Raw genomic sequence first — 13957 nt, forward strand, 5'->3', positions numbered from 1 at the left:
CTTAGTCCTTCTTCAAGTGTTTTTCAAGTAAAGCATAGCGTTCGTTTTCAATACGCTCAACTTCAGCAGCTGGAACATAGTAATCAACATTCTTAGTGAATGAGCTTACGATCAAGCTAATAACAGCTGAAACGAATGAAACAACAACGAGCCACCAAATATGCCAGATAAGTGCAAAGCCAAGAAGTGTAATGAACATTGCAATGACAAAACCAGCAGCACGATCAGTCGGCATGTGGATGTCTTCATATTTAGTATTACGTGCGTATGCTACACCGTTTTCTTTGTCAGTCCAGAAACGGTCAATACCGCTACCATCTGGTTCATGCGCAAAGTTGTAGAATGGAGCAGGGGAAGAAGTAGCCCATTCAAGTGTACGAGCATCCCATGGATCGCCTGTGTGGTCCATGTTTTGGTGACGTTGTAAGAAACCAACGATGATTTGCATTAAGAAGCATGCAATACCAATCGCAACAAGAACAGCACCAAATAATGCAATCGCAAGGTATGGATCCCATTCAGGGTTGTCATATGTATTCAAACGACGAGTCATACCCATGAAACCAAGGATATAAAGTGGCATGAATGCAAAATAGAAACCAAAGAACCAGAACCAGAATGCAGCTTTACCCCAAGCTTCATTGAGCTTCCAACCAAACATTTTTGGCCAGTAGTAAATGATGCCGGCAAACATACCAAACACCACACCACCAATAATTACGTTATGGAAGTGAGCGATCAAGAATAATGAGTTGTGTACCAAGAAGTCCGCGGGCGGAACAGCCATAAGTACACCAGTTAAACCACCGATACCGAATGTTACAAGGAAGCCGAGCGTCCATAACATTGGAGTAGTAAAGGTGATGCGACCTTTATACATGGTGAATAACCAAGAGAAGATTTTCACACCAGTAGGAATCGCAATAACCATGGTCATGATACCGAAGAACGCGTTAACGTTCGCACCAGCACCCATGGTAAAGAAGTGGTGAAGCCATACAACGAATGCTAATACAGTAATTGCAATTGTTGCATACACCATAGACTTGTAACCGAACAACGCTTTACGAGAGAAGGTTGCAACGATTTCTGAGTATAAACCAAATGCTGGTAATACCAAGATATATACTTCAGGGTGACCCCATGTCCAGATCAAGTTCACATAAAGCATTGGGCTACCGCCAAGCTCATTTGTGAAGAAATGGAAGCCAAAGTAACGGTCTAATGTAAGCATTGCAAGCGTACCTGTTAATACAGGGAATGATGCAATGATTAATACTGCCGTACAAAGTGAAGTCCACGTGAAAATAGGCATGTCCATTAATTTCATGCCAGGTGCACGCATCTTGATGATGGTAACGAAGAAGTTAACACCGGATAAAAGCGTACCTAGGCCAGAAACCTGAAGTGCCCAGATATAGTAGTCAACACCTACACCAGGAGAATATTGAATACCAGACAGAGGAGGGTAAGCCATCCAACCAGTCGCAGCAAATTCACCTAATACAAGTGAAAGCATCATTAAACCAGCAGCACCAGCGAATAACCAGAAGCTTAAAGAGTTCAATAATGGGAAAGCAACGTCACGAGCACCAATCTGTAAAGGAACAGAGATGTTCATCATACCTACAACGAGACCCATTGCTACGAAGAAGATCATGATTACACCGTGTGCGGTGAAGATCTGGTCGTAATGGTCAGGATGTAAATAACCTTCACCACCGCCTTTAGCGAGGAAAAGTTGTAAACGCATCATGATCGCATCGGCGAAACCACGCAAAAGCATGACGACAGATACGATGATATACATGATACCAATTTTTTTATGGTCTACAGTTGTAAACCATTCTTTCCACAAATATCCCCATTTTTTGAAATAGGTGATACCGCCAAGCACAGCAATTGCACCAAGTGCCATAAAGACCATGGTGACAAGTACGATTGGCTCTGTCGGGATAGAGTCCCAACCCAATTTACCAAAAATCATATCCATGTCTTATTCCCCTTGAGCAGCGTGTTCAGCTGCAGCATGAGTTTCTGCTGTTGCATGCCCAGCAGAGTGGTCAGCACCATGATAGTTACTCATATAATGGTTGATAACTGTTTCAAACAGTTTTGGTTCAACTGAAGAGTAATAAGTCACAGGGTGTGGCTTAGTCGGGAACGGTTTCATCGCTTCTGCTTTAGCAAGCGCTTCTTGATCACCAGCAGCTTTAGCACGATTGACTAAATGCTCGATTTGGTGCTTAGAACGATCGCCATCACGTAAGGTTGCCAATTCAGCTTGGTCAAGCGTAGCTTTTTGCACTGCTTCTGGATTAATAGTTGAACCATTACCAGCTTTAACTGCTGCTACCCATTCGTTGAATTGTTGCTCTGTAACGCTATGCGCTTTGAAACGCATTTGAGAGAAACCATAGCCTGAGTAGTTAGAAGAGAAACCACGATATACACCAGTTTCATTTGCTAACAAATGAAGGTGAGTTTGCATACCTGCCATTGCGTAAATCTGGCCACCTAACTGCGGAATGAAGAATGAGTTCATTGTGAAGTTAGACGTGATTTTGAAACTTAACGGAGTTTTTTCTGGGAAACGTACTTCGTTAACAGTCGCAATGTTTTGTTCAGGATAAATAAAAATCCACTTGAACTGTTCAGCAATAACCTGAATAGTTAAAGGTGCTTTATCTGATTCTAAAGGACGGTATGGGTCATACTTGTGGGAACCCCACCAAGTTAACCAAGCTAAAATACCAATAATAATGACAGGGATACCCCATACTACAACTTCAATTGCAGTTGAGTGTGCCCATGTAGGTTTATAGTCTGCATCTTTATTTGACGCACGATATTTCCAACCAAACCATAATGCCATGATGATTGAAGGAATCACCACGAGTAACATTAAATAGATCGCAGTCATCATAAGGTCACTTTGACCTTGACCAACTGGACCTTTAGAGTTTAGAAGTACCATATCACCACCACACCCAGTCAAAAGTGCGGCAAGCGTTGATAAAGACAATACAGCTAAAATCGTTTGTCTCATTTTACAACCTCGGTGAAGAGTCCCATTCCCTAATTAAATATGGGATAGCGATTAAAGTGTCGCATGATTGAGAACGCTAGTCTTAAAATTTAGACTTCTCAATGATGCGACACCGCTACGTTGTAGGGCATTATGCCTCATATCGACAAACTAAGCTACATGTAAAGCAGCTTGAAATAATTGTTTTAAAACCCGATTTTTTTTGTAGGGTATCGAATTATGATGGAGCTTTTATTTAAATATCAACTCTCTATAGAAAAAAGGAGGCGGGGCGCCTCCTTTTTTTTAGACATTAAATGAATCAGTCATTCACTGTCATTTGATCACTTTTGTTCTTGCAATTTTGTCATGTAAAGCCTGTCGCTTTTGTCCTAATGCAAAAGCATAGTCAATAATTGTACTAATTGGCATAAATAGTAAGTTTAATATAATGAAAACGATACTTCTGAGTAAGAAGATACGTGTTAGATTAACTTTACCATTAGTTTCAGCATCGACAATTTTAATTCCGACAATTTTTTTACCAATACTTTGCCCAAACTTGGTCAACAAAAATGCTTGAATAGCGAGCATTATTACTACATAAAGTAACATTGTATGCCACGCTTCCACTGGAATTAGTGTAAAAAGCTGCTGCTGAAGTTCAGCTGCTTTGGTTGATGCAACTTCAGCAGACTGCATCTGTTTTTGTAACTCAAAAAGTTGTTTATATTGAGCTTCGTTAAAGAAAAAAGACGGAATGGCTGCAATAGGTAACCAAAGTAATAAGTCAATAATTTTTGCAAGCGCACGAGATGAAATTGAAGCAAGCTCATGTGTCTTAGTCTCGACTCGAATTTGCTGGATAGTCTCGTTATAAGGCGTATTTGTATTTGCCGAAAAAGCAGAATAACCCGTAGGTTGATATACAAGTTTACCTTGGGTTAATTCTCCTAAAGCTTTCCATTCTGTCATGCCTTCATGCCAAGCTAAATCAGTAAGTAAAACTTGTTGGCTTGCCAACATCTGATTTAGTTGCTCTAAGGTATAAGGCCCAGCTTGTTGATTATTACGTGCCAAGTAAATTTGCATAAGTAAAAATTCTCTATTCTAAAGATGAAAAAAGACCCACGGATGGGTCTTTTTCTATAACAAATTAGATTTGCTTGATTTTTTCTTCAGCAAGGAAGAACCATGTATCTAAAACTGAGTCAGGGTTTAAAGACACTGATTCAATACCTTGTTCCATTAGCCATTTTGCAAGGTCAGGGTGGTCAGATGGTCCTTGACCGCAAATACCCACATATTTACCAGCTTTACGACAAGCATGAATTGCCATAGAAAGAAGAGCTTTTACAGCAGCATCGCGCTCATCGAATAAGTGAGAAACAATACCAGAGTCACGATCAAGACCAAGTGTTAATTGAGTTAAATCGTTAGAGCCGATAGAGAAACCATCGAAGTGTTCAAGGAATTGTTCAGCTAATAATGCGTTAGTTGGTAATTCACACATCATGATGACTTTTAAGCCATTCTCGCCGCGCTTCAAGCCATTTTGAGCCAGCAACTCAATCACGCGTTTTGCTTCAGATACTGTACGCACAAATGGAATCATGATTTGGATATTGGTTAAACCCATTTCATCACGAACTTTTTTAAGCGCGCGGCATTCAAGTTCGAAACAATCACGGAAGTTGTCCGAAACATAACGGCTTGCACCACGGAAACCAAGCATTGGGTTTTCTTCTTCTGGCTCGTATAACTTACCGCCAATAAGGTTTGCATATTCGTTTGACTTAAAGTCAGACATACGAACAATGACTGGTTTATCAGCAAAAGCAGCTGCAAGTGTTGCAATACCTTCAACTAGTTTTTCAACATAGAATTCTACAGGTGATGCATAGCCAGCTGTACGTGTCATTACAGCAGCACGAGTTTCACGAGGTAAGCTTTCAATGTTAAGGAGGGCTTTAGGATGGACCCCAATCATTCGGTTAATAATGAACTCTAAACGAGCAAGACCAATACCTTCATTTGGAATTTGAGCAAAGTCAAAGGCACGGTCAGGGTTACCTACGTTCATCATGATTTTGAATGAAAGTTTAGGCATAGATTCAATAGAGTTACGCTGAACTTCAAAATCTAATGCACCTTCATAGATGAAACCAGTGTCACCTTCAGCACAAGAAACAGTAACTTCTTGACCATCAGTTAATACTTCAGTTGCGTTACCACAACCTACAATTGCTGGTACACCAAGTTCACGAGCAATAATTGCAGCATGACACGTACGACCACCACGGTTAGTAATGATAGCCGCAGCACGTTTCATTACTGGTTCCCAATCTGGGTCAGTCATGTCTGATACAAGTACGTCACCGTCTTGTACTTTGTCCATTTCTTTAATTGAGTTAACAATACGGACTTTACCAGAACCGATACGCTGCCCAATTGAACGGCCTTCACAAAGTACAGTACCTTTTTGCTTGAGTAGGTAACGTTCCATTGTGCCAACATTTTGGCGGCTTTTTACGGTTTCAGGACGAGCTTGAACAATATAGATTTGACCATCGTCACCATCTTTTGCCCATTCAATATCCATCGGAGCGCCATAATGTTGCTCAATAATAAGCGCTTGTTTAGCTAACTCTTGTAATTCATGATCATTTAATGCGAACTGTTGACGTTCTTGTTTTTCAACGTCGACAACAACAACAGACTTACCTGCTGAGCCTTCTTCACCATAAATCATTTTCTGGTGCTTAGAGCCAAGATTACGGCGTAATACCGCATGTTTTCCAGCATTTAATAATGGTTTAGAAAGGTAGAATTCATCAGGGTTAACCGCACCTTGCACAACCATTTCACCTAAACCGTAAGATGCAGTAATGAATACGACATCACGGAAACCAGACTCGGTATCTAGGGTAAACATTACACCCGCAGCGCCAGTTTCAGAACGGACCATACGTTGAACACCCGCAGATAATGCGACAACATCATGATCGAAGCCTTGGTGTACACGATAAGAAATAGCACGGTCATTATATAAAGAAGCAAATACTTCTTTGATGGCGATAAGTACGTTATCAATACCGCGAATATTCAAGAAAGTTTCTTGTTGTCCCGCGAAAGATGCATCTGGTAAATCTTCAGCAGTTGCAGATGAACGAACGGCAACCGCGATATCAGGGTTGCCGTTAGAAAGTTCTGTAAAAGCGGCGCGAATTTCTTGTTCTAAGGTTGCAGTGAGTGGAGTCTCTACAATCCATTGACGAATTTTAGCGCCTGTTTCTGCAAGTGCATTTACGTCATCAACGTTAAGCTGTGCAAGTTCTGCTTGAATTCGAGCGTTAAGACCGCTTTGGTCTAAGAACTCACGATAGGCCTGTGCAGTTGTTGCAAAACCACCAGGTACCGATACACCAGCATTTGATAAATGGCTGATCATTTCACCCAAAGATGAGTTTTTCCCACCTACGAGTTCGACATCGTGTTTCCCTAATTTTTCTAGACCGATTACGCGCGCTTCCAAAGTTTTCACTCCACTTTTGCAGTATTAATGTCTATCTTGGCATGAAATTAAAAAAATAAAGTGCTTAGTTGAGAATTTTACTAAGCGACAGTCATGTAAGATCAGTTTACTATAAAGATTATATAGCACTAAGACAAATGTTTAAGGAGAATTTTAATGTCAGAAAGTAAACAATTTAAGCGGAGTGTTTTTTTTATTTCTGATGGAACTGCGATTACTGCCGAGACCCTTGGACATTCGTTATTAGCCCAATTTCCCAATGTAGATTTTGATATTCACATCATGCCTTATATTACAACTGAAGAGGCAGCAATGGCAGTTGTGGTTGAGATTAATAAATGTCAAACCAGAGATGGATGTTTACCATTGGTATTTGATACTTTAGTTGATCCGCATGTACGAGAAATTATTAATACGGCTAAAGCAGTTAATCTGGATGTGTTTGAAGGATTAATTAGTAAGCTAGAGCAGGAACTCGGTACACCACCAACGACACTGGTTGGGCAAACACATGCGGTAACTGACTCTGAATATTATAAAGCCCGTATTGATGCTGTTCACTTTGCACTTGATAACGATGATGGGGCACGCACCCGACACTATGACAAAGCTGATTTAATTTTAATTGGTGTGTCTCGTTCCGGAAAAACTCCGACTTCTATTTATCTATCTTTACAGTTCGGTATTCGTGTTGCTAACTATCCTTTAACCGAAGAAGATTTAGATGATAACCGTTTACCAGCAGTATTAAGAGAACACCGTAGTAAGCTCTTTGGTTTAATGATTGATGCAGAACGTTTAGTGGCGATTCGAAGTGAGCGTAAAGCGAATAGTCGATACGCAAGTTTTAGCCAGTGCCAAATGGAATTAAGAGCGATTGAAGGTATTTATATTTCAGAAGGTATTAAATATTTAAATGTAACTGAAATGTCGATTGAAGAAATTTCTACTCGTATTTTACAAATGACTGGTTTAAAGCGACGTATCGGTTAATTAAATCAAATATTTATTTAAACCATTCAATTTGAATAATATTAATATATTGGAATTGAATGGTTTTTATTTTTAATACATATTGAAAATAAAAGTTTTAAATATAAAACGCTAAGTTAATAAATAGTTTCTGATTAGTTATCAGCGTGTAAATTTTTTATAGGGAGTTTGTGAGATAAAATAAGCTTTTTGAAAAGAAATGTATATAAAATAATAATCTATATTTTAATAAATAGTTGTTTTTAATTATTTTTTAAATAAACAAATACTTTTTTTCTACACATTTTTCGTTTGTTAACTCTATCGCTTGTTATTTGGTTATTGTGATGCATTTCACATTTTTAACTATAATTTCCCATCTCGATATGGGACTATCCGATTATCAAAATGCTAAAAAAATGTGTTTTTTCATTGGTATATCTCTTACCAATTCATTTATACGCAGCTCAAGTTGATGTACTGCGTGAGCAAGCTGTTCAAAATTATAGAGCAGGCCAAACTCAACAGGCTGTTTCTCAACTCGATCAATTGTTAAAACATTATCCGTATGATCAAAAATTGCTTGCTGATTATTTAATTGTTATGTCAAGTGAAAAAAAGGATCTGACGAATTTTTCCAATTTTTTACAAAATATTAATTATGTGAATTTTCCTGAATATGCAAAGTTACCTTTAATTCGAAATTTTCGTGATTTTAAACATTTTCAAACAGCAATTGATTGGTCAAATAAACTTAATATTCAAAAATCAGTCGATGGGCGTACCTTACTATCGGTTTTATATGCTGAAGCTCAGGACTCAACGAATGCTAAAACTCAGTTATCAAATATCAACATTAAAGGTTTAAATACTGATCAGTTGGTACAGGTTGCATATGCTTATCGTTTAATAAATTTGCCCATAGAGGCCTTAGCTACAATTGAACAAGCTTATCAGCAAAATTCTAAGTCTTCAGCTGTTTTGCAAGAGTATGTTTATGACTTGGCTGCTATTGGGGCATATAAAAAAGCCCAGCAATTACTTCAAGTAAACGTAAAAAATCAGCAAACTGAGCAGTTACAGCAGACTTTACAAGTTAGTGAGTTTTCTCAGCATGTCAATAATGCAATTGCCCGCTATAAATACTTAAATCGCCAAGGCTTATCAGATGCAGAAAGCTATGCTGAATTAGATGCTGTGTTAGACCAAGGGCAAAAAATACAACAGCAAATGTCACCAAACAACCCTAACTATTTAAGGTTTCACTACGATTATTTGTATGCGCTAGATTTTAGAGGGCGTTCAAAAGCGGTTATAGAGAATTTCACCCAGTTGAATATTCCACTCGAAAAATTACCGGCATATGTACGTCATGCAATTGCTGATAGTTATTTGGCGGAGCAGAAGCCGAAGCAAGCTGAATTTGCTTATAAGACTCTTCTAAACGAAAAAAATTATCCGGATATGATCGTCTATACCGGATTGTATTATTCCTATATTGAACAGGAAAAATATAAGGAAGCTGAACAGCTTTTGGCAAAAGTTGATCACCTTATTCCGACTTATAAATATAGTCAGGCGAAGGGGGTAGATAAAACAAGCCATCCTGATCGTGATGATTATATTGCTTTAAAAGGGATGCATTTAGCCTACGCTAATCACCTGGATCAAGCTGAACAGCACTTTCAAAAAACAGTCGAGCAAGCACCTGCGAATGAGAGCCTGATTAATAATCTTGCGCGTGTAGAACGGTGGAGAGAAAAACCGCTAGAGGCAAAAAAAACAATTTCCCGGTTAAATGGTATAGATCCGATTGCTAAAGACACTCGCATTAATGAAATGCAGAATGCTCAAGCTTTAGGTGATATTCCGACATGGCGGAAAACCACTCAAAACTTAGTGCAATATTATCCTGATGATAGTGGTGTCATAAAAAGCCGCAAAGAGTTGGATGATCGTAATAGAGCCACAATTTCACACTCAACTACTTGGGGCCAAAGTAAGGCCGACAATAGTGATACTGTAAGTGGGCAGAATGGTTTAAAAGACCGTGAAATGGAAACACGTCTTAATAGCCCTTGGATTAAGGATAATTATCGTTTATTTGCTTGGCATCAAGATCGTTATGGTGAATACAATTTTGGTGACGTGCATAACCAGCGCTATGGTGTCGGGGCCGAATGGCAAGCTAATCGTAAGGCATTGTCTGCGATCTTGTCGCAAAGTACAGATGGCGGACAAGCAGGTGTTCGTCTTGATTGGTCTCAGTGGTTAAACGATCACTGGCAGTATCAATTGCAATATAACAGCCAGGCTGACATCCCTCTACAGGCAATTGATGCGGGAGAAGATGGCCAGTCTTACCGAGCTGCTTTGACATGGCAAAAAGATGAATCACGTCAAATTGGCGCAAGTTACGGTCTGACTGATATCAGTGATGGTAATAAACAACAAGAATTTTCAACTTTTTGGCGTGAAAGACTATTTACGGCGCCGCATCACATTACTTATGGCACTGTTCGTGGTTTTTATGGCAGTAATAGCCAAGATCAAACTACTTATTTTAGCCCAAGTTCGCATTACAGCGCGGAGTTGAACTTAAGCCATGACTGGGTGACTTGGCGTGAATATGAGCGTTCATTTAAACAGCATTTCGAGGCTGGAGTGGGGCTTTATAAACAAGCCGATTATTCCACTAAGCCAACCTATTCTTTGCAATATCAACATCAATGGCAGCTATCACGTACATGGCAACTCAATTATGGAATTGGTTGGCAATACCATCCTTACGATGGACATGATGAACAGCATACCTATGGTATTTTCGGATTTGAAGGGCGTTTTTAATGAATAATTTATTTTCGAAAATGTTGAGCTGTGCTTTAGCTTCAACATTGTTACCTCTGCAATTTACATATGCCCAAATAGAAAAAGATTTACCAAAAAATCATACAGTTTCTTTAACTTTTCATGATGTCAGAGATGATGTTTTAAAAGAGGGCGATCGGGATATTTATGCAATTCAAACTAAAAATTTAGCGCAATTCTTTGACTGGTTGAGTCAATCTGACTGGAAGCCAATTCGCCTGAAAGATATTGAAGAGGCTCGTAAGCAAGGTAAAGAACTACCTCATAATGCTATTTTGTTAACCTTTGATGATGGTGCTTTAAGTAGCTACAGTCGTATATTTCCATTGCTCAAGCAATATCGGATTCCGGCAGTTTTTGCACTCCCAACCAGTTGGCTTAACGGTAATACAAAAGCTGGCTATGAAGCCTATGGACAAGGGAACTTGGTGAATTGGAAGCAAGTACGAGAAATGCAGGCTTCTGGCTTAGCTGAGTTTGCGAGTCACAGTGATGATTTGCATCATGGCGTGCTTGCTAATCCTCAAGGGAATGAACAACCCGCAGCAACTTCTTATATGTATTTAAAATCACAAGCGCGTTATGAAACGGATGTGGAATATCAGCAACGTATTTTAAAAGATTTAAAAAAATCACATGATGTTTTAAAAAAGGAATTGGGTGTAGAGCCGAAAGCAATTGTATGGCCGTATGGTGCGGTCAATCAGCAGTTAGAAAAACTAGCTCAACAGGCAGGCTTCACTTTTTCTTTTAGTTTAGGACGTGATGGGGTAAATCAGATTAATGACGTTACCTTTAAACGTAGTCTTATGGTGGATAACTCTACAGCTGAACAGTTGTCTGAGACCTTACTCAATATCTTGAACTCGGCAGAGAAAGATTTATATAAGCAGCCAAAACATTTTGTGAGTATGGATTTAAAGCAATTAGCTGCTTCAACCAATACTCAGTCAGATGAAAAATTAGGGGCATTGTTATCCAAACTTTATAGCTTAAAAAACAATACGCTGATATTGAAGCCTTTAGATGATCAAGATGGAGATGGGCAATATGACGTTGCTTATTTCCCAACAACTCAAATGCCAGTTAAACAAGATATCCTAAACCGTAGTCTATGGCAGGCACAGACTCGTGCAGGACAAGCGGTCATTTTAGAGTTACCTGTATATCCTCAAAAAAATAAACCGTTTTTGGTGGCAGATTTAGCTAAAGATATGGCACGTTTTAATAGCAATTTAAGTGGTATTCAACTTAATGCCGGAACTGCTTTAAATTGTGCTATGCAAAGTGCAACGATAAAAGAAAGTAACTGTGTTGAACAAGTAAAGCAATTATCACAACTGAGTCAACTGACTCAAAAAGCTGCAAGGCCTTATTTGAATATGAGTAATCAGGCCCAGTTTAGTCTGCTGCTTACGCCTGACTTAGAGCATATCGATCAATTGCCAGCGCTTTTAAAATCACTATTAACCCAACATGATTTAGTGAATCTAAAATTTAATGTTGTGGGTAAGCAGAAACAATTTAAACATGTCTTAGAACTTTTAAATACACTTGATGCGAAATACAAGCAACGAATTATGCTGACTTTAACATTACCAGAAAATGATCAGAAAAATGCTTGGCAAGAGGTGAAACAAGGTCTTTTCGATATTCAGCGCATAGGTATTCAGAAATTTGGGGTTGAAGGTTATTCCTTTGAAACTTTAAAAAATGTTCATGAGTATTTATATAACCCAATGAGCTTGAATTCGAGTTCGGTCATGTATCAACCCTTCGCTGGTTTAGCAACTGAGGGGAAAAAGTAATGAGAGTATTACTCGATATTCTATTTGCTTTTGCCTTTTTATATCCTCTGCTTATGGCGTGGACATGGATGGTAGGTGGCCTCTGGTTTTTCTTTAAAAGAGAATACCATGAACAGCAGTTACCTGAGCCTTCAAATGAAGGGTGCAGCATTATTATTCCTTGTTTTAACGAAGAAGCTCAGGTAAGGCAAACTATTCGTTATGCCTTACAAACAATATATCCAAATTTTGAAGTGATTGCTGTCAATGATGGTAGCAGTGATAGAACTGCAGAAATTCTTGATGAGTTGGCAGCTCAGGATACTCGATTAAGGGTCGTGCACTTAGCGGAAAACCAAGGTAAGGCAGTGGCTTTAAGATCGGGAGTTTTAGTAAGTAAATACGAATATTTAGTTTGTATTGATGGAGATGCTTTACTACATCCTCATGCTGTACTTTGGCTTATGCAGCCATTTCTAAAATTTCCTCGTATTGGAGCCGTCACTGGAAATCCTAGAATTCTCAACCGTTCAAGTATATTAGGGAAATTACAGGTTGGTGAGTTTTCTTCAATTATTGGATTGATTAAGCGGGCGCAGCGTACGTATGGTCGTATTTTTACAGTATCGGGTGTAATTGTTGCATTTAGAAAAACTGCTTTAGTCCGTGTTGGATTTTGGTCTGATGACAAAATTACTGAGGATATTGATATCTCTTGGAAGCTTCAGATGGACCATTGGGATATTCAATATATTCCTCAAGCACTTTGTTATATCTATATGCCTGAAACTTTTAAAGGTCTTTGGAAGCAGCGTTTACGCTGGGCACAAGGTGGGGTAGAAGTCTTATTGGAATATATTCCAAAAATGTTCAAAATCCGCTTACGTCGTATGTGGCCAGTCATGCTTGAAGCTTTAGTCAGTATTGTCTGGTCGTATGTAATGATATTTATTTTCTTGCTTTTCTTAATCGGACTTTTTATTGATTTACCTCAGCAGTGGCAGATTAATTCACTCATGCCCCAATGGTATGGCGTGATATTGGGTGGAACATGCCTCATCCAATTTTTAGTAAGTTTATGGATAGATCATCGTTATGACCGTGGACGTCTTTTTAGAAATTATTTTTGGGTAATTTGGTATCCATTATTTTTCTGGCTACTGACGTTATTTACTAGTGTAGTTGCAGTCCCTAAAACTATATTTAATACCAAAAAGCGTGCTCGTTGGGTAAGTCCTGACCGAGGCTTTCGAGGAGATAACTCATGAAAAATAAAGAAAATAATGACATAGAAGTTTTAGATATCCCAGAATATATTGATCAGCCTAAATATGTGAAAAATAAAACCGCAAACTATACTTTGCAAACAGTAGGCTGGTTTTGTTTAATGTGGCTGTTTTTCCCACTGGTTTCATTATTTTTATGGTTTTATGAAGGGCATCTCATCTATGACTATGTATGGGTAGATCATATTTCTGAAGTTAATACAGTCCTCCATTTACTTCTTTTAATATCCTTAAGTGCTTTGGTCTTGATTTTATGGGCGAGTTATAACTGGCTTAGATTTCATGGTGATGATCGCCGCAGCAAAGCTCCGAATAGTCCTGTTGAGTTATTGGCTTCACAATTTATGGTCAGTACAGAATCATTATCAGAGTTACAAAAGTCTCAGCGCATCATCTTACATTATGATGATCAGGGGTATTTAACTCGATATGATTTGAAATGAGTAAAAAAAAGCATGGTCTATCAACCATGCTTTTTTTA

9 protein-coding genes are annotated in these 13957 nt (G+C 38.7%); 5 read left to right on the forward strand and 4 right to left on the reverse strand.

What is annotated here, in order from left to right:
• Window position 1 precedes the first annotated feature (1 nt).
• The 4 genes from cyoB to ppsA form a co-directional block, all read right to left on the reverse strand.
• On the reverse strand, window positions 2-1993 hold the full coding sequence (gene cyoB / locus F984_RS06685; protein ID WP_002049358.1) for a cytochrome o ubiquinol oxidase subunit I: 1992 nt from the start codon (window positions 1991-1993) through the stop codon (window positions 2-4).
• A gap of 3 nt (window positions 1994-1996) precedes the next feature.
• On the reverse strand, window positions 1997-3049 hold the full coding sequence (cyoA, locus tag F984_RS06690; RefSeq protein WP_002049341.1) for a ubiquinol oxidase subunit II: 1053 nt from the start codon (window positions 3047-3049) through the stop codon (window positions 1997-1999).
• A gap of 315 nt (window positions 3050-3364) precedes the next feature.
• Entirely contained in the window at window positions 3365-4120 is a 756-nt protein-coding gene (locus F984_RS06695) for an RDD family protein (RefSeq protein WP_002049111.1), read from the reverse strand.
• Between the two features lie 64 nt (window positions 4121-4184).
• Window positions 4185-6572, reverse strand: coding sequence for a phosphoenolpyruvate synthase (gene ppsA / locus F984_RS06700; RefSeq protein WP_170318176.1), 2388 nt, complete (start codon window positions 6570-6572; stop codon window positions 4185-4187).
• 147 nt (window positions 6573-6719) lie between these two features.
• Between ppsA and ppsR the strand changes: the two genes are divergently transcribed.
• From ppsR to pgaD, 5 genes are all read left to right on the forward strand, one after another.
• Complete coding sequence (gene ppsR / locus F984_RS06705) at window positions 6720-7556, forward strand: posphoenolpyruvate synthetase regulatory kinase/phosphorylase PpsR (protein WP_000004354.1); 837 nt, start codon at window positions 6720-6722, stop codon at window positions 7554-7556.
• A gap of 387 nt (window positions 7557-7943) precedes the next feature.
• A complete protein-coding gene (pgaA, locus tag F984_RS06710; protein WP_004708048.1) occupies window positions 7944-10382 on the forward strand; it encodes a poly-beta-1,6 N-acetyl-D-glucosamine export porin PgaA in 2439 nt (812 codons plus the stop codon).
• Window positions 10382-12211, forward strand: coding sequence for a poly-beta-1,6-N-acetyl-D-glucosamine N-deacetylase PgaB (pgaB, locus tag F984_RS06715; protein WP_004708050.1), 1830 nt, complete (start codon window positions 10382-10384; stop codon window positions 12209-12211). Before pgaA ends, pgaB begins: the two co-directional genes overlap by 1 nt.
• Entirely contained in the window at window positions 12211-13458 is a 1248-nt protein-coding gene (pgaC, locus tag F984_RS06720) for a poly-beta-1,6-N-acetyl-D-glucosamine synthase (RefSeq protein WP_004708053.1), read from the forward strand. The genes pgaB and pgaC overlap by 1 nt, the downstream gene beginning before the upstream one ends.
• Window positions 13455-13919 (forward strand): poly-beta-1,6-N-acetyl-D-glucosamine biosynthesis protein PgaD, encoded by a 465-nt coding sequence (gene pgaD / locus F984_RS06725; protein WP_004708055.1) that lies wholly within the window; start codon window positions 13455-13457, stop codon window positions 13917-13919. The genes pgaC and pgaD overlap by 4 nt, the downstream gene beginning before the upstream one ends.
• Window positions 13920-13957: the final 38 nt, after the last annotated feature.

The organism is Acinetobacter nosocomialis NIPH 2119, from assembly GCF_000368085.1.
Classification (GTDB): domain Bacteria; phylum Pseudomonadota; class Gammaproteobacteria; order Pseudomonadales; family Moraxellaceae; genus Acinetobacter; species Acinetobacter nosocomialis.

What these genes read in the sequence shown, in the direction of transcription:
- cyoB (WP_002049358.1), bottom strand. Translation starts at nt 1,993, where the DNA reads ATGGATATGATTTTTGGTAAATTGGGTTGGGACTCTATCCCGACAGAG.
- cyoA (WP_002049341.1), bottom strand. Translation starts at nt 3,049, where the DNA reads ATGAGACAAACGATTTTAGCTGTATTGTCTTTATCAACGCTTGCCGCA.
- F984_RS06695 (WP_002049111.1), bottom strand. Translation starts at nt 4,120, where the DNA reads ATGCAAATTTACTTGGCACGTAATAATCAACAAGCTGGGCCTTATACC.
- ppsR (WP_000004354.1), top strand. Translation starts at nt 6,720, where the DNA reads ATGTCAGAAAGTAAACAATTTAAGCGGAGTGTTTTTTTTATTTCTGAT.
- pgaA (WP_004708048.1), top strand. Translation starts at nt 7,944, where the DNA reads ATGCTAAAAAAATGTGTTTTTTCATTGGTATATCTCTTACCAATTCAT.
- pgaB (WP_004708050.1), top strand. Translation starts at nt 10,382, where the DNA reads ATGAATAATTTATTTTCGAAAATGTTGAGCTGTGCTTTAGCTTCAACA.
- pgaC (WP_004708053.1), top strand. Translation starts at nt 12,211, where the DNA reads ATGAGAGTATTACTCGATATTCTATTTGCTTTTGCCTTTTTATATCCT.
- pgaD (WP_004708055.1), top strand. Translation starts at nt 13,455, where the DNA reads ATGAAAAATAAAGAAAATAATGACATAGAAGTTTTAGATATCCCAGAA.